Source organism: Nocardia macrotermitis, from assembly GCF_009604405.1.
Taxonomy (GTDB): domain Bacteria; phylum Actinomycetota; class Actinomycetes; order Mycobacteriales; family Mycobacteriaceae; genus Nocardia; species Nocardia macrotermitis.
In genome coordinates this window covers 126,808-145,932 of the sequence record NZ_WEGK01000018.1, presented here as the reverse complement: position 1 = coordinate 145,932, position 19,125 = coordinate 126,808, and the positions used below count along the sequence as shown (strand labels likewise).

The 19,125-nt window shown below is 67.7% G+C and carries 13 protein-coding genes; 4 read left to right on the top strand and 9 right to left on the bottom strand.

Annotation, left to right across the window (positions count from 1 at the left end; translation table 11 throughout):
* Window positions 1-78: 78 nt before the first annotated feature.
* The 5 genes from NRB20_RS31695 to NRB20_RS38595 all read right to left on the bottom strand — a co-directional run bounded on the left by NRB20_RS31695 (window position 79) and on the right by NRB20_RS38595 (window position 6,314).
* Window positions 79-1,518 (bottom strand): NCS1 family nucleobase:cation symporter-1, encoded by a 1,440-nt coding sequence (locus NRB20_RS31695; RefSeq protein ID WP_153415069.1) that lies wholly within the window; start codon window positions 1,516-1,518, stop codon window positions 79-81.
* 322 nt (window positions 1,519-1,840) lie between these two features.
* Window positions 1,841-2,866 (bottom strand): TIGR03842 family LLM class F420-dependent oxidoreductase, encoded by a 1,026-nt coding sequence (locus NRB20_RS31690; RefSeq protein WP_153415068.1) that lies wholly within the window; start codon window positions 2,864-2,866, stop codon window positions 1,841-1,843.
* A 10-nt stretch (window positions 2,867-2,876) separates the two neighbouring features.
* Window positions 2,877-4,298 (bottom strand): dihydropyrimidinase, encoded by a 1,422-nt coding sequence (gene hydA, locus NRB20_RS31685; protein ID WP_153415067.1) that lies wholly within the window; start codon window positions 4,296-4,298, stop codon window positions 2,877-2,879.
* A 66-nt stretch (window positions 4,299-4,364) separates the two neighbouring features.
* Window positions 4,365-5,213, bottom strand: a complete 849-nt coding sequence (locus NRB20_RS31680) for a nitrilase-related carbon-nitrogen hydrolase (RefSeq protein ID WP_153415066.1) — start codon at window positions 5,211-5,213, stop codon at window positions 4,365-4,367.
* Window positions 5,214-5,417: 204 nt separating this feature from the next.
* Window positions 5,418-6,314: a DoxX family protein gene (locus NRB20_RS38595; RefSeq protein ID WP_319945647.1), complete on the bottom strand. Its 897-nt coding sequence runs from the start codon at window positions 6,312-6,314 to the stop codon at window positions 5,418-5,420.
* A gap of 123 nt (window positions 6,315-6,437) precedes the next feature.
* Here NRB20_RS38595 and NRB20_RS31670 point away from each other — a divergent pair, with 123 nt between their 5' ends.
* Window positions 6,438-7,571 (top strand): PQQ-dependent sugar dehydrogenase, encoded by a 1,134-nt coding sequence (locus NRB20_RS31670; protein ID WP_153415065.1) that lies wholly within the window; start codon window positions 6,438-6,440, stop codon window positions 7,569-7,571.
* Between the two features lie 248 nt (window positions 7,572-7,819).
* Here the strand turns inward: NRB20_RS31670 and gatB are convergent, their stop codons facing one another.
* The 4 genes from gatB to NRB20_RS31650 all read right to left on the bottom strand — a co-directional run bounded on the left by gatB (window position 7,820) and on the right by NRB20_RS31650 (window position 13,313).
* Window positions 7,820-9,334 (bottom strand): Asp-tRNA(Asn)/Glu-tRNA(Gln) amidotransferase subunit GatB, encoded by a 1,515-nt coding sequence (gatB, locus tag NRB20_RS31665; RefSeq protein WP_153415064.1) that lies wholly within the window; start codon window positions 9,332-9,334, stop codon window positions 7,820-7,822.
* A 353-nt stretch (window positions 9,335-9,687) separates the two neighbouring features.
* Window positions 9,688-12,180 carry an ABC transporter permease gene (locus tag NRB20_RS31660; RefSeq protein WP_153415063.1) on the bottom strand — a complete coding sequence of 831 codons (2,493 nt, stop codon included), beginning with the start codon at window positions 12,178-12,180 and terminating at the stop codon, window positions 9,688-9,690.
* Window positions 12,177-12,902, bottom strand: coding sequence for an ABC transporter ATP-binding protein (locus NRB20_RS31655; protein ID WP_153415062.1), 726 nt, complete (start codon window positions 12,900-12,902; stop codon window positions 12,177-12,179). Before NRB20_RS31655 ends, NRB20_RS31660 begins: the two co-directional genes overlap by 4 nt.
* A gap of 75 nt (window positions 12,903-12,977) precedes the next feature.
* Window positions 12,978-13,313 carry a hypothetical protein gene (locus NRB20_RS31650; RefSeq protein WP_153415061.1) on the bottom strand — a complete coding sequence of 112 codons (336 nt, stop codon included), beginning with the start codon at window positions 13,311-13,313 and terminating at the stop codon, window positions 12,978-12,980.
* Between the two features lie 182 nt (window positions 13,314-13,495).
* Here NRB20_RS31650 and NRB20_RS31645 point away from each other — a divergent pair, with 182 nt between their 5' ends.
* The 3 genes from NRB20_RS31645 (at window position 13,496) to NRB20_RS37755 (ending at window position 19,002) form a co-directional block, all read left to right on the top strand.
* Window positions 13,496-14,860 carry a sensor histidine kinase gene (locus NRB20_RS31645; protein ID WP_153415060.1) on the top strand — a complete coding sequence of 455 codons (1,365 nt, stop codon included), beginning with the start codon at window positions 13,496-13,498 and terminating at the stop codon, window positions 14,858-14,860.
* A complete protein-coding gene (locus tag NRB20_RS31640; RefSeq protein ID WP_319945646.1) occupies window positions 14,857-15,552 on the top strand; it encodes a response regulator transcription factor in 696 nt (231 codons plus the stop codon). The genes NRB20_RS31645 and NRB20_RS31640 overlap by 4 nt, the downstream gene beginning before the upstream one ends.
* Before the next feature lie 72 nt (window positions 15,553-15,624).
* Window positions 15,625-19,002, top strand: a complete 3,378-nt coding sequence (locus NRB20_RS37755) for a serine/threonine-protein kinase (RefSeq protein WP_319945645.1) — start codon at window positions 15,625-15,627, stop codon at window positions 19,000-19,002.
* Window positions 19,003-19,125 lie beyond the last annotated feature (123 nt).

The window sequence follows — 19,125 nt, the reverse complement described above, 5'->3', positions numbered from 1 at the left end:
GACGACATTCGGGCCCGCTCGTCGATGAGCGGGCCCGAATTCGTTTGCGGGAGTGGTCAACTGCTCGCCGTTGTGCAATTACGCTGCGGCAGAACGTCTTCCGATGCTCATGGCGTACATCAGCCCACCTCCGAGGATGACGCCGACCGGCCAGGACAGGGCCGTCACATATTGGGAGTGCGGAACCAGGGCGACCAGGACCCCGACCACTCCGGAGATCACCAGAGCGATCAGCGCGCGGGGGTTGAAGCCGCGCAGGTAGTGGTAAGTACCCTGGGGCGCTTCGGAATACAGGTCATCCACCACCGTCTGCTGTCGGCGGATCAGGTAGTAGTCGACGATCAGGATGCCGAAGACCGGCCCCATCAGCGCGCCGACGCCGCCGAGGAAATACACGATGAAATTCTGGTTCGCCCACAGCTTCCAGGGCAGCACCAGGATCGACAGCACGGCGGTGATGATGCCGCCGGTGCGGAACGAGATGTATTTCGGTGCGGTATTGGAGATGTCGTAGGACGGGGAGACGAAGTTCAGCACCACGTTGATGCCGACGGTGGCGATCGCGAACAGCGCCGCGGAGATGATGACGACGGTGTCGCTCTGGATGTGCGCGACCAGTTCCACCGGATCGGACAGCACCTTGCCGTACACCTTCAACGTCGCCAGTGAGATGACGATCGAAATCACCACGAACGCAGTCTCATTGAACGGAATCCCCCACGCATTGCCGCGCACGATGGCCTTCTTGCTGGGCGAGAAACGCGCGAAGTCGGCGTAGTTCACCAGCGGCCCGGCCATGAACGCCACCATCAGGAACACCACGCCCACGAACGCGGCCACGGTCTTGCCACTCGAGAGCGCCGCACCCGCGCGCGAGCCGAAATCGATACTCCACCCGGCCTTTCCGAGAATCCAGATCGCCAGCGCGAGCATCCCGATCCACACCACCGGCCCCGCGAAATCCGATACCCGGCGCACCACCTCCATCCCGTACGTGATGATCAGCAGCTGCGCCGCCCACAACACCAGGAACGAGATCCAGCCCAGTTCCGACAGACCCAGAAAGCTGTGCTGCGTCAGCGATTTCAGCCCCGGCGCGACCCGCAGCAGCAATACGATCACCGCGGTCGAGGCCAGATACGTCTGGATGCCGTACCAGAACACCGCCACCAGCGCCCGCAACAGCGCCGGAATATTCGCGCCGAATATCCCGAACGCACCCCGCGCGAACACCGGGAACGGCACCCCCACCCGCTGCCCCGCCACCCCGATCAGATTGCTACCGCCCCACAGCACCAACACCCCGATGAACAACGCCAGCATGGTCTGCCACCCGGTCAACCCGAGCGCGAGCATCCCCACGGCGAAGCCGTAACTGCCGATACTGTGCGCCGAGGTCATCCAGAGACAGAACAGATCCCAGGTACGCCAGGCATCGGACTCGGACGTAGTGGGTTTGAGATCCGAATTGACCAGCGCCGAACGCTCGGCCGCCGGTTGTGTCCGCGTTTCCGTCATAACTGTTCCCTCACTCGACATCCACCGACATGAACACTGTTGGCGGCCAACAAAATTCGGTGCATCACACCAGATTGCCCCGGCCTCGAGGTCCGCAGCCGCGACCACGGACACACCGAGTGACCGGCCGTCGATTCGATCGCCCGAAACACCCGACGCACCTCATCGGTCGGCGAAATACCTTGTGCCAGTTCAGCTGACGCCGACCCGATCGGCCTGCGACCACTGCGGGCGCGCTCGACCACCCGCGTGGACCGCGCGTAGAACACACGGGACCGGCCGAGGACGACGGAATGCCGCGCCGCGCCGATCTCGATGAGCCTCACGAGTTCACCTGCAACGCCGTCACGGACGGATTCAGCTGCGGTATGACGACTTCGCCGTATACGCGCAGGGTCTCTTCCTTGTTGTCGTGTTGCAGGTATCCGGCGAACTGGTCGACGCCGAGGGCGGCGAGGTGGCGCAGTTTGGTGAGGTGTTCCTCGGGAGTGCCCAGGATGCAGAAGCGGTCGACCACTTCGTCGGTGACGAAGTCCGCGTGGGTGTTTCCCGCGCGGCCGTGCTCGTTGTAGTCGTAGCCGTGGCGTCCGGCGATGTAGTCGGTGAGGGCGGCGGGGATCTGTGCGTCCGCGCCGTAGCGGGCGACGATGTCGGCGACGTGATTGCCGACCATGCCGCCGAACCAGCGGCACTGGTCGCGCATGTGCGCGTGGTCGGTGCCGATGTACATCGGTGCTGCCACACAGACTTTCACCGCATCCGGGTCCCGCCCGGCCGCGGCGGCGGCCTCCCGGACGGTGCGGATCGTCCACTCGGCGATATCCGGATCGGCCAGTTGCAGGATGAATCCGTCGGCGACCTCGCCGGTGAGGGCCAGCGCCTTGGGCCCGTACGCCGCGACCCACACCTCCAGCCGCGAACCGGCGCCCCACGGGAATTGCAGTGTGCGCCCGCCGTATTCGACCGATCGGGAATTGGCCAGTTCGCGAATCACATGGATCGAATCGCGCAGTGTCCGCAGGGTGGTGGGATGGCCGCCGCCGACCCGCACGGCCGAATCACCGCGTCCGATACCGCAGACGGTGCGATTGCCGTACGCCTCGTTGAGGGTGGCGAAGGTGGACGCGGTCACCGCCCAGTCCCGGGTGGCGGGATTGGTGACCATCGGGCCGACCGTGATTCGCTTGGTCTCGTTGAGGATTCGGCTGTGCAGGACGTACGGCTCCTGCCACAGGATGTGCGAATCGAAGGTCCACACGTGGCTGAATCCGTGCGCCTCGGCCAGTTTCGCCAGTTGCACCGTGCGCGCCGAGGGGGGATCGCACTGTAGTACCGCGCCGAATTGCATTGCCGCCTCCCTAGATCAGGTACTGACAGGGATCGCGGCGCACGAAACGTCCGTCGCCCTTGCGGCCCAGGTACTCCCCCGCATCGACGACGACCTTGCCGCGCGAGAGCACCGTGTCGACGTGACCATCGATCTCGAAACCCTCCCAGGCCGAGTGGTCCATGTTCATGTGATGGGTCTTGCCCAGGCCGATCGAGGTGTGCCCGTTCGGATCGTAGATCACCACGTCGGCGTCCGCGCCGGGCGCGAGCACACCCTTGCGCCCGTACAGCCCGAACATGCGCGCCGGTGTGGTGGAGGTGATCTCGACCCACCGCTCGAGGCTGATCCGGCCCTCGACCACGCCCTGGTACATCAGATCCATCCGGTGCTCGACCGAGCCGATCCCGTTGGGAATCTTGGAGAAATCCCCGATGCCCATATCCTTCTGCCCCTTCATGCAGAACGGGCAGTGATCCGTCGCGACCATCTGAATGTCGTTGGTACGCAACGCCTGCCACATATGGTCCTGATGACGCTCCGCGCGCGAACGCAGCGGCGTGGAGCACACCCACTTGGCGCCCTCGAAACCCGGTGCGCCCAACTGCTCTTCGAGCGAGAGGTACAGATACTGCGGGCAGGTCTCCCCGAAGACGTTGCGCCCCCGATCACGTGCCGAAGCCACCTGTGCGACAGCCTGTTTCGCCGAGACGTGCACGACATACAGTGGGGCCCCGGTCACATCGGCCAGCATGATCGCCCGATGGGTGGCCTCCTCCTCGAGCTGCCAGGCCCGCGCGATGCCGTGATAGTAGGGATCGGTCTTGCCCTCCGCGAGCAGCTGACCCACGAGCACGTCGATGGCGGGCCCGTTCTCGGCGTGCATCATCGTCATCAACCCGGTCGACGCGCCGATCTGCATCGCGCGCAGGATCTGCGCGTCGTCGCTGTAGAACACGCCCGGATAGGCCATGAACAGCTTGTAGCTGCTGATGCCTTCGTCCGGCAGCCCGCGCAACGCCTGCAACGACGCGTCGTTCACATCCCCGACGATCTGATGGAATCCGTAATCGATCGCGCACTGTCCGGCGGCCATCTCGTGCCAGGTGGCCAGGCTGTCCTGGAGGCGCTCGCCGAACTTCTGCACCGCGAAATCGATGATCGTGGTGGTACCGCCCCAGGCCGCGGCGCGGGTGCCGGTCTCGAAATCGTCCGAGGCGGTGGTGCCGCCGAACGGCATCGACATGTGCGTGTGCGCGTCGATACCGCCGGGGACGACGTACTTTCCGGTCGCGTCGATGACCGTATCCGCGGTCCGGGCCAGATCCGTGCCGAGCACGGTGCTGCCCGGTGCGAGCAGGGCGGCGATCCGTTCACCGTCGACGAGAATGTCCGCGGCGGTGCGACCGGTCGACGAGACGACGGTGCCGCCGGTGATGAAAGTGGTTGGCATACCGGGTAACTCCTTAGGAAGAGGACCGGAAGAGGTGATGCTTGCGGAGTCGGCGGGCGGGCCGGGTCAGGGCGCGACGATCGCCTCGTACGAATCCGGGCGACGGTCCCGGTAGAACTGCCAGTCCCCGCGCACCTCGCGCACCGCGTCCAGATCCAGTTCGCGGATCACGATCTCCTCGGTGTCGGTGGAGGCGACCGCGCCGACGTAGTTGCCCCGCGGATCCACGAAATACGAACTGCCGTAGAAGGTTACGGCCGCCTCACCGAATTCCTCACGCTCCGTGCCGATTCGGTTGTTGGCGGCGATGTAGTACTGATTCGCGGCCGCGGCGGCGGGCTGTTCGAGTTCCCAGAGCCGGTTGGACAGACCGGGTTTGGTGGCCGAGGGGTTGAACACCAACTCCGCGCCCGCCAGGCCCAGCGCCCGCCAGCCCTCCGGGAAATGCCGGTCGTAACAGATGTAGACGCCGATGCGGCCGACCGCGGTATCGAAGACCGGATAGCCGAGATTGCCGGGCCGGAAATAGAACTTCTCCCAGAAGCTCGGCAGATGCGGGATGTGGTGCTTGCGGTACTTCCCCAGATAGCTACCGTCCGCATCGATCACCGCGGCGGTGTTGTACAGCACGCCGGGCTGCTCCTGCTCGTAGACCGGCAGGATGACGACCATGTTGTGCTCGCGGGCCAGTTCGGCGAATCGCGCCGTGGTCGGACCCGGTACTGATTCGGCGTACTCGTAGTACTTCTTGTCCTGAACATTTCCGAAGTAGGGCCCGTAGAACAATTCCTGGAAGCAGATCACCTGCACGTCCTGCGCCGCGGCCTGCTCGATGAACTTCTCGTGCTTGGCCAGCATGGATTCCCTGTCACCGGTCCAGGTGGCCTGGGTGATGGCCGCCTTGATCGTCGCCATGGAGGTTCTCCTTCCCGAATTCTTCGATATTCTCGAATATAAACATTTCCTGAATATTTCGAGGAATGCAGGAATTGTAAACCGGCTGCTCGGGCGACCAGGCGGAAATGCGCAGAGTGCGCCGAAGGCCGGGCCCGGCGAGGTGCGGGCCCGGCCTTCGGGCGGCGGCTCGCGGGAGGGCGAGCGCCGGAACAGCGGTGCGGGTCAGTGCCGGATGCCGTGGAACGGGTTACCGCCGTGCAGGTAGAACCAGCTGACCGCGGCGGCCACCAGGGCCAGGATCAGTACCACGAACGAGCCGTAGCGGGGCCGGGTGGCCCAGCCGCGGCCGCGATCGAAGGCCAGGCGTCCGGGGCCGGTGAGGATCAGCGCGGCGGCCAGACCTGCGAGGATCGACTCCAGTTCGACTGTCTTGTACTGGAATCCGGAGGACATGCCCTGCTTCCAGAGCCACGCGTCGCTGATCGAGGCCAGCACCGCACCCGCCGCCAGCGGCGTGGCCAGGCCGAGGATGATCAGGACGCCGCCGCCCACCTCCGCGACGGTGAGCATCGAGGCGGACAACTCGACGTGCTTCCAGCCGCCGGAGGACAGCATGTCGCGGGTGCCGCTCAGACCCGGTCCGTGGAACCAGCCGGCCAGCTTCTGCAAACCGTGGTAGAGGAACGTCAGGCCGATGACCAGGCGCAGCACCAGCAGGCCAAGATCCTGGGTGCCGCGGCGAGAGTCGGTGCGGGCCAAACGAATACGCCGACTGCCGTCGCCGGTCGGGGCGGGCGGGATACTGGCGAAGGAATAGGTCGAGGCGGAGTCTCCCTCCCGTACCTCGTCGGCGTCGGGGAGTTCGCTCTTCGCGGCCTCGTAGCGGCCGATACCGGCGGATTCGTACTGGCCCGTGGTGTACGGTTCGGCGGACGAGCCGCCCTGGGCGGGAACATCGGGATCGAGGCCGAGTTCGTCGTCCGTGCGCGGGACATCCGAGCCGAGAGTGGATTTCACCGTCGGGAGTTCCCCGGTGGGCGAGTCGTAGGGACTGCGCGCCGGTTCCCCGGGGTGGCCCGGAGAGTTCGATTCGGATGATGCATGCGGCTTGTCGGTCACCCGAGCAGACTATGTCGACGCCGAGATCCGCGCTCCCCCTCCACGCGGCGTGTCCGCGCCACGCGGGCCGGTCGGGTCACCCCCTGCGAGCGTGCGCCGGGGTATTTCCGTAACGTCTGAGCCATGAGTGTGGTTGTCACGGGCCGTATCGCTGTGAGCTTGGCCGTCACCGCCGGTCTGCTGGCCGGATGTGCCAGTTTCGACGATTCCGCGTCCAAACCGTTCACTCCCGCGCCCAGCATCATCCCCGAGGGATCGGGGCCGACCACCACACCCTCGGCCAAGCCGTCCACCCCCAAACGCGCCGCCGGACCGTGCGTCGACGCCGATCCCAGCGTCGTGGTGTCGTGCCTGGACACCACCGGCGGGCTCACGGTCCTGCCCGACGGGCAGCAGGCGCTGGTCGCCGAACGTCTCACCGGGCGGCTGCTGAAGGTGGTCAACGTATCCCCCAGCGAGGTGCCGCCGAGTCCGATCGAGGTTGCCAAGGTCGACGTGGACACCACCGGGGACGGCGGCCTCACCGCCGTCGCGTTGTCGCCGACCTACGAAGAGGACGGGCTGATGTACGCGTACATCACGACACCCAGCGACAACCGGATCGTGCGCATCGGCGCGGGCGGCGTGCCGAAGCCGATCCTGACCGGAATCCCCAAGGGCCCCACCGGGAATCGCGGCGCCATCGATTTCGTGTCGAACAACAAGATGGTGGTGGAGACCGGTAACGCGGGCGATCCGGGCGCGGCCGGGAATCCGAATTCGCTGGCGGGCAAGGTGTTCACGATCGACAACCCCGCGCCGGGCAACGCGAATCCGAAGATCCTCGCCTCGGGCATCGGCACGGCCGGTGGCGTCTGCCCGGATCACAAGGACACCATCTGGTTCACCGACCGCACCGCGACCCAGGACCGATTGCAGCGCGTGGACGCCAACGGCACCGTGAGCACCGGGTGGACGTGGCCGGACCGGCCGGGAGTCGGCGGTTGCGCGGCCGCGCTGGACGGCGTCGCGGTCTCCCTCGCCGCGGGCAAGGCCCTGGCCTTCGCCACCGCCGATCAGAACACCCACGCCATCACCACCCCGCCGACCCTGGTCGCGCAGAACAAGTACGGCCAGCTCAACGGCGCGTCACTGGCCCCGGACGGCTACGTCTGGGTGGACACCGTGAACAAGCCGTCCGCGGCCGGACCGCTGGACGATCGCGTCGTCCGGATCCCGCCGCCGAAGGCCGGTTCCGGCGGCGGCTCGGCGGACTGACCGCCCGGCCGACGCCGGATCAGCCGAGCAGTCCGCCCGAGATCGTGGCGGGTGGACCCGGCTGGATGCACCGACCCGAGACCGCAGCTCGTCGGCTGAGGGACAACCACGTAACCGACCGAACTTGCCCGACGACGTCCACGTCCGACGGAGGAATACCGGCGTCGTCGTACGATCGGCGCCTGCCGACGGGCGGCGCATCCGGTTCGAATGCGCCGCCGCCCTGAGGTTTTCGGCGAGCGGGCGTGTTATCCGGCGACGCCGCAGGCTGCCAGGACCAGCTCGCGCACGCGGGCGGCGTCGGCCTGGCCGCGGGTGGCCTTCATGACGTCGCCGACGACCTTGCCCGCGGCCTGCACCTTGCCCGAGCGGATCTTCTCGGCGATGTCCGGGTTGGCCGCGAGGGCCTTGTCGACCTCGGCCTGCAACGCGGAATCGTCGGACACCATGCCCAGGCCCTTGGCCTCGACGATCGCGCCCGGCTCACCCTCGCCGGCCAGCACGAAGTCGACGACCTGCTTGGCGACCTTGCTGTTGATGGTCTTCGCGTCGACCAGCGCGACGACCTCGGCGACCTGACTCGGGGTGATGGGCAGCTCGTCGAGGGTCAGCTCGCGTTCCTTGGCCTGCTCGGTGAGGTAGTTGACCCACCAGGCGCGGGCGGCGTCGACCGAGGAACCGGCGTCGACGGTCGCGATGATCAGATCCAGCGCGCCGGCGTTGATCAGGTCGCGGAACACCTCGTCGGGCAGGGCCCATTCGGCCTGGATGCGGGCGCGACGCAGCCACGGGTACTCCGGGATGGTGCCGCGCAGCTCCTCGACCCAGGCCGCGTCAGGGGCGACGGGCTCGAGGTCGGGCTCGGGGAAGTAGCGGTAGTCCTCGGCGGATTCCTTGATGCGGCCGGGTGAGGTGGTGCCGTCGGTCTCGTGGAAGTGCCTGGTCTCCATGAGGATCGAGCCGCCGTCCGCGAGTATCGCTGCCTGACGGCGCATTTCGAAGCGCACCGCGACCTCGACGCTCTTGAGCGAGTTCACGTTCTTGGTCTCGGTGCGGGTGCCGAATTCCTTGGCGCCCTTGGCCATCAGCGAGACGTTGGCATCGCAGCGCAGCGAACCCTGCTCCATCTTGACGTCCGAGACGCCGAGCGACTTGAGCACCTCACGCAGCGCGGTGACGTACGCGCGGGCCACCTCGGGCGCGCGCTCGCCCGCACCGGTGACCGGCTTGGTGACGATCTCGATCAGCGGCACGCCCGCGCGGTTGTAATCCAGCAGCGAGTGGCTCGCGCCGTGGATGCGGCCGGTGGCGCCGCCCACGTGCAGGGACTTACCCGTGTCCTCCTCCATGTGGGCGCGCTCGATCTCGACCCGGAAGGTGGAGCCGTCGTCCAGCACGACGTCCAGGTGGCCGTTCGCCGCGATCGGCTCGTCGTACTGGCTGATCTGGTAGTTCTTGGGCTGATCGGGATAGAAGTAGTTCTTGCGCGCGAACCGGCCCCACGGAGTGATCGAGCAGTTCAGCGCCAGGCCGATCCGGATGGCCGACTCCACGGCCTTCTCGTTCACCACCGGCAACGCACCGGGCAGCCCCAGACACACCGGGCAGACCTGCGTATTCGGCTCCGCACCGAACGCCGTCGGGCAGCCACAGAACATCTTCGTCGCGGTGCCCAGCTCGACGTGCACCTCCATGCCCAGCACCGGCTCGAACCGGTCGACGACATCGGCATAGTCCATCAAGTCCACCGTGGGTGCAGTCATGCCGACAAGTCTAAGGAAACCCCCCGACACAATGTTTTATGGCCTCCGCTTCACGTCCCTTCATGCCCCCGACGAGGTGCGGTGGAACCCCGACGCAACCACCAACGCACCCAGCGGCGAATCGTCTCCGTCGGGCTGGAAATCGCCCGCGAAGCGAAAGGCTCAGTAGGCCAGCTCCAAGGGTTTTCGGCGCGGCTCGTCGTTCAGCCCTCGAAGCGCATGGCCGGAGGCCGAGTCTCGAGGGGTGAACGACGAGCCACACGGGCGCCGAAAACCTGCCGGAGCGGAGCGGAGGCCAAAGAGAAAGCCCTCACCCGCCCGAGCCGGGTGAGGGCTCCCCTCCTGGTGTCCGATCAGTCGGCGGCTATGGCCTCGACTATCGGCATGCGGGCCGCGCGCACCGCTGGCGGGATGGAACCCAGTAGCGCGAGAATCAGTGCGGCCGAGGCGTAGGCGAGCAGCATCGGGCTCGGGGTGTAGGTCACGGGGATGGTCATGGCCCGGCCGAACGCGATGTCGGCAAGGTACTGGACCGCGGCACCGATCGCCAGCCCCAGCACCGCACCGGTCAGGCCGATTCCGGCGGCCTCGGTGAGCACGGTGCGCAGCAGGAAGCGGCGGCTGGTGCCCATCGCGCGCAACACTCCCAGTTCACGGCGTCTTTCCAGGACCGAGAGCATGAGCGTGTTCAGCAGGGCGATGGTCGCGACGAGCACCACGATCCACAGGATCGATCCGGACAGCGACGTCCCCTGTTTCACGCCACCGGACACCGCCGCCACCGCGCCCGCACCGGTGTCCACGGCCAGACCGTGCGGTACCGCCCGACGCAGTAGATCGATCTCAGCGGTGGGGTTCACCCCGGGTGCGTAGCTGATGCCGAGGATGGTCTCCCCGGGTCGTTCGTACCACCGTCGCATGACATCCAGATCCAGCAGCACCGTTCCGGTGATCGCCGAGAAGTACGGAATCACTTGCAGGACAATTACTTTGTGGATTCCGGTCGGCGTCGGCAGATCCAGTTCGGAACCTTCGCGGATGCCCTGTCGGCGGGCCACGTCGGCGGAGATGACAACTCCCTCACCGCGCGACATCCGGTCCTGCACACCGGGTTTCAGGTCGGCGACCGCATCGGCGTCGATACCGCGCTCGAAAGCCTGCAACATCACCTGGCCGCCGCCGAGCGTCGCGAAGGCCATCTGCCCCGAACCGACCTCCGCCACCCCGGGCACCGCGCGGACCTTCGCCTTCAGATCCGCGGGCAGCAGCGGCCCGGTCGGGAACTCCGCCATCGCGGACGTGCTGACGTAGGCGTCCCGGCGACCCAGCCCGTCGAAGGTGGCCGTCGCCGAATCGACCAGATCACGCGACGCGCCACCCATCGAGACCACCGCGCTCACCCCGATCATCACCGTCATCGCGGTGGCCCACACCCGGCGCGGCGCGCGCTCGATCGTGGTGGCCCCCAACGCTCCCGGCGCGCCGAACAGCCGCGCGACCGCCGCCGCACACCGCACGATCGGCCCGGTCGCCGCGAAACACAGCACCACCGCGGCGCTGATCGACAGCGAGATGGCGGACAGGGACAACCGGCCGATATCGGCACGCGCGATCAGGATCGCCGCGGTGACCATCACACCGCCGAGAACCACTGCGGCCCAACGCAACAGCGGGCTCACCGCATCGGCCTTGGACACCCCGACCGGAGCCAGCGCCTCGATCGGCTCGACCTTGTAGATCTGCCGCGCCGCGATCGCCGCGGCCACCGTACTCGCCGCCACACAGGCCGCGATCGCGACCGGAATCGCGTAGCCGGGCACCATGTACTCGATATGCGCCTGCACCGAGGCCACCATCGCCGAGGGCACCTGATCGATCGCGTTGCGCCCCATGAACATTCCGATCACCGCGCCGACCGCGCCGCCGACCAGCCCCAGCAGCGCGGCCTCGGCGATCAGATCGCGCACCATCGGCCCGCGCCGCCCGCCGATGGCCCGCAGCAGCGACAGCATCGGACGCCGTTGCGCCACAGCCATACTCATCGCGTTGTAGATCAGGAAGGCCGAGACGATCAACGCCGCGGCCGAGGCCATCGTGGTGGAATACCGCACCAGCTGAATCGCACCGCCCGCCTGCGCGGTGCGCAGACTCGGATCGGCCACCACCGCGCGACCGTCGACCACCGTGGTCAGCGCCGAACGTAGTTGCCCCACATCGGTTCCCGGCGTCGGCACGATCTCGACCGAATCGAGCTGACCGGACCGCGCGAGGATCTTCTCGGCCACCGGCAACGTGGCCACCACGATCTGCCCGCCGTTGATCTGCCCGGACGTGTGGTCGTCCAGCACGCCCGCGACCGTCACAGTGGCGGAACCGAGGGCGAACCGCTCCCCTTCGTGCCGCCCGAGCCCGGTGCCGACCAGCACCCCATCGGGCGCCGAAAGTAGTTTGATCGCTTGCGAACCCATCGATCCGGACAGCTCGCTCCCCAGCGCCGACACACTCGCGTCCGCCCCGATCAGCAGCGTGTGGCTCGCGCCGACACCGACCCTGGCCCGCACCATCGGCACGGCCGCGCTCACCCCCGGCACCGACCGGATCCGCGGCAGCAGATTCTGATCGAATCCGGCATCGGTCACACCCGAGATCTCCAGCGCCGCATTACCTCCCAGCGCGCGGCCGAGTTTGTCGACCGACCCGGTCACCGATCCGGAGATGCTGAACACCGACACCAGCAGACCCGCCGAGACCGCCATCACGACCAACGCCATCAGGGTGCGGCCGCGATGGGCGAGCAGCTCACCGATATTGAACAGCCGCAAGCGATCCCACGCGGCGGCGATCATGCGCGGACCGCCGGACGGGTGTCCGTCGCACGATGCTCACCCGCGTGTTCACCGACGGTGATCGATCCGATTCGCCCGTCCCGCAACGTGATCACGCGATCGCAGTAGTGCGCAGCGCTCATGTCGTGGGTGACCATCACCACCGAATTGCCCTGCTCGGTGATCGTGCCGAACAGTTCCAGAATCGCCGCGCCGGTCTTGGAATCCAGGTTGCCGGTGGGTTCGTCGGCCAGGATCAGCGGCGGATCCATGATCAGCGCCCGCGCCACGGCGACCCGCTGCATCTGCCCGCCGGACAGTTCGGCCGGACGGTGCTCGGCGCGATCGGCCAGCCCGACCAGATCCAGCAGTTCCCGCGCGCGCGGCTCGGCCTTGCGTAATCCGGTGCCGTCCAACAGTTTCGGGATCGCGACGTTCTCCCAGGCCGTCAACGTCGGCAGCAGATTGAAGAACTGGAAGACGAAACCCACCCGGTGCCGCCGGAATTCGGACTGCCGGTCGTCGCCGAGATCGCCGATCTCCTTGCCCTGGAAGGTGATCGATCCCGAATCGGGCGAGTCCAGCGCACCCAGCAGATGCAGCAGCGTGGACTTGCCGGACCCCGACGGGCCGATCACCGAGGTGAACTCACCCGCCGCGATCTTCAGGCTGACGCCGTCCAGCGCCCGCACCCGCTGCTGCCCCACCCGATACTCCTTGACGACGTCGGTCAATTCCAACATCGGTGCTCCCCTCCTCGTTTCCGCCCGCTCACCGGGCACTGTGTTGTCCTTCGGCGCGGCGTGCGACGCATGTCGTCAGCGCACGAGCACCTCGGCCGTCCGCTCCGCGGCCGCCTGCGACCGCCGCACGTCCTGCACATCGAGTACCGCGCGCAGCACGGGTTGTTCCGCGGCCAGCTCGAGATATGCCTCGGCGGCCGACTGTCCTTGCAGCAACGCCAGTTCGAGCTTGACGTGCAGATGGTTGTCCCAGCGGTATTGCAGCGCGGCCAGCAGGCCGTCGGGCCCGCCGAACAGTCGATCGATATCCGGAATCCCCTGCAACAGATCGGGATTCGACGGATCGACGGCCGCGCGGGCCAGCACCGCATCCATTGTTTCGGTACGGGCGTGCAGATCTTGCCAGGTCATGGCTCTCACCCCTTCCCTCCTGCGCCGGCATCGGTCCGCCGAACGCTGTGGATTCGACGCTACGGACGCGGGAGCGGCGAATCGTCGTGCCGAGGGCGTGAGTTCGACTCCTACTCCGGTAGGAGCGCGAGCCCGCTCCAGGGACGATGATGGGTGTCACACCCACTGGCTAGCCTTGATATATGGAGGCGTTGCGGATCATCGTGCTGACCGCTGCCGCAGTGCTGCTGGCCGCGGTGCTCTGGCAGGGGGTCGTCGGCTGGCGTCATGCCCACCAGCGGATCGTGGAGTTCTGGCACGATCCGCGCGGCACCTTCGACCGGCACATGGCCGAGCTGCCGTTCGACTATCCACCGGCGATGATCGTCAGCGCCGACGTGGCCCTGTCGATCGCCGCGGTGACCGCCGTGATCCAGCGGCACGACTACGTCCAGACCGGTTTGCCGATCCTGGCACTGCTGCTGGTCACCTTCGCGTTCCCGATCCTGACCATCTTCGGCGTCCCGCCGAAACCGCTGGCGCTGTGCGCGGTCGGGTTGATCGCGCAGGGCATCTTCCTGTTGCAGCCGGTGCGGCTGGATGCCTCGCCGTTCGTGCTGGTGGTCGTCGCGGGCGAGGTCGCGGCCATCGCCAGTAAACGGATCAGTGTGCCGTTCGCCGCGATCGCCCTGCTGGAACTGCTGCTGTTCCACTTCGTGGGTCCCGGGATCGACGCGCTGCCCACCTATCTCATCGCGGTCCCGCTGGGCATCCTGGTCGGGCTGATGATGCAGTACCAGCGCATGTATCTCTACAAGGAACGCGAGAACCAGGAGATCCGCGCCGGTCACGCGGCCGACGAGGAGCGCCGCCGGATCGCCCGCGAGGTGCACGATGTGATCGCGCATTCACTGAGCGTGACGCTGCTGCACCTCACCGCGGCCCGCCACTCGCTGCAAACCGACCGCGACGTCGAGGAGGCGATCGACGCGCTCACCGACGCCGAACGCCTCGGCCGCCAGGCGATGGCCGATATCCGGCACACCGTCGGCCTGCTCGACCAGCGCCCGTCCAGCCTGACCCCCGAGCCCGGGATCGACGATATCGACGCCCTGGTCGAGGATTTCGTGCGCGCAGGCCTGGACGTGAAGTACTCGGTATCCGGAAATATCGGAACCGTCTCGGCGACAACGGGTCTGGCGCTGTTCCGGATCAGTCAGGAATCCCTGGCCAATATCGCCAAACACGCACCCGATGCCGCGGCCGCGGTGCGCATCGAGGTGACCGACGCCCAGGTGACCGCGGTGGTCACCAATACGCTCAGCGGCCCGGCCCCGACCCGACGCGGCCGCGGCATGGGCATCACGGGGATGCGCCAGCGCGCCACCCTCATCGGCGGCAGCCTGACCGCCGGTCCCGGCGACGGCAAGTGGGAGGTGCGCGCCGGATTCCCGATCGCCGCCGCCTCCGCCGGCCTGAGCTGCCCGGTCTCGGGATCGGAGGAACATCTGCGGACCGTGCGCGACGCGTTCACCGCTCTGACCCGAAAACTCCAGGAGGGTATGTGAATCCCGGAACCTCGTCCGCCGAGGAGAACACGCTCGGTGTCCTCGTCGTCGACGATCAGGAACTGGTGCGCGGCGGCCTGCGCCGGATCCTGCGCCGCCGCGACGGATTCCTGGTCAGCGAATGCGCCGACGGTGACGAGGTCCCGGCCGCACTCGCCGCCCAGCCCGCCGATGTGGTGCTGATGGATCTGCGGATGAAGCGCGTCGGCGGTATCGACGCCACCCGGATCCTGCGCTCGCGCACCGACGCGCCGCCGGTACTGGTGCTGACCACCTTCGACGACGATCAGTTGCTGTCCGGCGCACTGCGCGCGGGCGCGGCCGGATTCATCCTCAAGGATTCCCCCGCCGAGGATCTGATCCGGGCGGTCCGCACGGTCGCGGGCGGCGGTTCCTGGCTCGATCCCTCGGTAACCGGGCGGGTGCTGTCGGCGTACCGCACGGTCGCGCCGACGCCCGCGAAGGCCCGCTCCGGTCTGGAGGACCTGACCGCGCGCGAGTACGAGGTGTTGCAGCGAATCGGTCGCGGACGGGTGAACACCGAGATCGCCGCGGATCTGGGGATCTCGGAGGTCACGGTAAAGAGCCACGTCGGACACATTTTCGGAAAGCTGGGGTTACGGGACAGAGCCGCGGCGATCGTGTTCGCGTTTGACCACGGCGTAGTCACACCTGGAGAATCGTCGGCGTAAGAGGGGCAGGCAACCCCGGTGAGACAGCCGGGCACGGGTGTCGCACCCTGCCCAGGGACGGAGGTTTCACCGGTGAACGCATCGCGGCCGCGGACCGGCGGCCGATTCGGTCCGTACGAGCTGCGCTCCATGCTCGGCCGCGGCAGCATGGGCGAGGTCTACGAGGCGTACGACACCCACAACGATCGCGTCGTCGCGGTGAAGTTGCTGCCCGAGGAACTGGCCCAGGATCCCGGCTATCGCGAGCGGTTCCGCCGCGAATCGCACGCCGCGACGCGCATCGCCGATCCGCACATCGTCCCGATCAACCGCGCGGGCGAGATCGACGGCATGCTCTACCTGGACATGCGGCTGATCCGCGGGGACAACCTGCGCGCACTGCTGCGTCGGCAGGGGCCGATGGAGGCCGAACGCGCGGTGCACATCGTCGAGCAGATCGCCACGGCGCTGGACGCGGCGCACGGCGCGGGTCTGGTGCATCGCGATGTGAAACCGGCCAATATTCTCGTCACGCCGACCGATTTCGCCTTCCTCACCGATTTCGGGATCGCCCGCAGCGAGGGGGACAGCGCGACCACGATGGTCGGCGTCACCGCGGGGTCGTACACGTACATGGCGCCCGAGCGATTCGACTCCGGGCCGGTCACCGGGCGTTCGGACACCTATTCGCTGGCCTGCGTGCTGTACGAGTGCCTCACCGGCTCGACGCCGTTCCCGGTGCAGAACGTGAGTTCGCTGATCCGCGCGCATCTGTCCGAGACGCCGCCGCGGCCGAGTCGGCAGCGGTCCGATGTGCCCGAGGCGCTGGACGCGGTGCTCACGCATGCCATGTCGAAGTCTCCGGACGATCGGTTCGCCACGACCGGTGAGTTCGCCGGGGCCGCGCGCGCCGCGGTGGGGCTGTCGGGTGCGAGTGAGACCACTGTCGCCGCACCGCCGCCGCCACCCGCGCCGGCCTCGGTCGCGCCGCCGCGTCCGCCGGAGACCGGCGCGGTGCGGCCGGGTCCGTTGCCGCCACTGCCCCAGCGCGTGGCTCCCGGACCGGGTGCGCCGCGGCCGGTGTTGGAACCGACGACGTTCCAGCCGTTCGGCCCCGACGGGCCGACGATCGCGGCGCAGTTCCAGCCTCGTGGTGACGATCAGCCGCATGAGGAGTTCGCGTCCGAGCCGCGCGAGGAGAGCGCGCCGACGACGGGTTCGATGGCCGCGGTCGGGCGGACCGGCACGGGTGTCCGGTCGGATGCGGACGCGACGACCAACGCCATGGCGCGCGGGCCCGTCCCGACCGCCGCGGATCAGGACATTCCCGACGAACCCGCACCCGCCCCGCGCGGTTACGAGACGACCGGTTCGTTTCGGATCATCGCGCCGCCGGATCCCGAGGAGCGCGATACCAGCAACGACCTGCCGGTGATCACTCCAGCGGACCCCACCCGCATGCCCCGGGAGGAGTTCGAGTTCGCGCCGCAGGAGCCGGTACTGCCGCAGCGTGCGGCCGATCCGACTCCGCCGCCGAAGCTGCCGCAGCGCGCGCCACAGACCGGGTCGATACCGAAACTCCAACAGCCGGTCGCGGATTCGCCCCAACCCCCGCTGCCGCAACGCGGATCGCAATCGCTCCCGATCCCGCCACGAACCTCACCCTCGGAACAGTCGTCGCCCTCGCTTCCACTGCGGACGCCGCAGTCGGACCCATCGGCACCACAACTCCCACAACGGACGTCCCAGTCCGACCCGTCGACATCGCTGCTTCCCCAGCGAGGGACGCAATCGGACCAGCCGCCACTACCTCAGCGTGCGTCGCAGTCGGACCCGTCGGCACCACAACTGCCCCAACGCGGATCGCAATCGATCCCGATCCCACCGCGAACATCACCCTCGGAGCAGTCGTCGCCCTCGCTTCCACTGCGCACGCCGCAATCGGATCCATCGGCACCACAACTGCCCCAACGCGGATCGCAATCGATCCCGATCCCACCGCGAACATCGCCCTCGGAGCAGTCGTCACCGTCACTTCCACTGCGCACGCCGCAATCGGACCCGTCGGCACCACAACTGCCCCAACGCGGATCGCAATCGATCCCGATCCCGCCACGAACCTCACCGTCGGAACAGTCGTCACCGTCGCTTCCACTACGCGCGCCGCAATCGGACGCATCGGCACCGCAACTGCCACAACGGACGTCCCAGCCTGACCCGTCGACGTCATTGCTTCCGCAGCGAGGGACGCAATCGGACCAGCAAGCACCGCAACTCCCGCAACGAGGGTCGCAGTCGGACCCGTCGACGCCCCCGATGCCGCAACAGGCGATCCAGCCGATGCCGAAACTCCCGCAACGCGCACCGGAGTCGGACGATCCGGGGCTGAATCTGCCGCCGCAGGCAGCGGCCCCGATCCCGCCGACGTCGATTCTGCCGCTGCGGGCACCGGAGTCGGACGACTCGTCACCGCACACCGAACTGCTGCCGCACGGCACCACCGCGGGTGCTGCGGCCGCGGGCGTGATCGGCGCGGGTTACGCGGAATACGAGGAGGATTCGCAGTACGAATCGCAGGACGGGTACGACCGCGAGGCCGATTATCGCGGTGAAAGCGAGACTGGTTACCGCGCCGATGACGAGGCCGATTACCGCGCCGAGGACGGTTACGCGGACGGGTACGACGACTACGACCCGAACGCCACCCGCGTCCACGGTTACGCCGAATACGACGAAACCAGCTATGCGGCAAACGAATACGGCCGGAACGAGTACGACGACGGCACGTACGACGAAGGCGGCTACGACGAGAACGACTACGCCTCCGGTGAATACGAACAGGGCGAGTACGAGCAGGGCGAATACGACGACCGCACACCGCATTCCGTCCTGGGCTACGGCCCCGACGACAACGGCGCCTACGCCGAGGACTACGACTACGCCGACACCGGATACGACGATCCGGGTAGCAAACCGAAGCGGAAGCGTTCGGTCGCGGTGCCGGTAGTGCTCGGCTTCCTCGGCGCGGCGCTGGCCGTCGGCGTGGGCGTGGTCGGCTGGCAGGTGCTGGGCAAATCCCCGACGTCCAGTTCGTCGGCCGCCCAGCAGACCGCGGCGGTCGCGGCCACCTCCGGAGCGCAGGCCGCACCGGCGCCCCAGAGCTCGGAGACCACGACCAGCGCGGCCACCTCGACCCCGCCGGTCGGGTCCACCTCGTGCTCGTCGAGTTCGTCGGGTCAGGACACCGAGTTCACCCGGTCCGCCTCGGGCAATTCCCAGACGAGCTGCGGTTTCGCCGAGGCGGTGCGCAAGGCGTACGCGAAGGCCGCCGCCAATTCGGGCACGGATTCGGCCACCTCGATCGTCGCGGTCAGCCCGACCACGGGCCGCTCGTACTCGATGACCTGTGAGGCGACCGGCCGCCTGGTCACCTGTACCGGCGGCGACAATGCGATCGTATACGTGTACTGACCGGAAAGCCGTTCCAGCGCAAGCGATTTCGCCACGACACCCGGCCCGCGATCGCTCGGGCCGGGTGCTGGAACGGCAGGCGACCCGGCACATATGCGCCATCGCGAACCGGTGCATTTGACC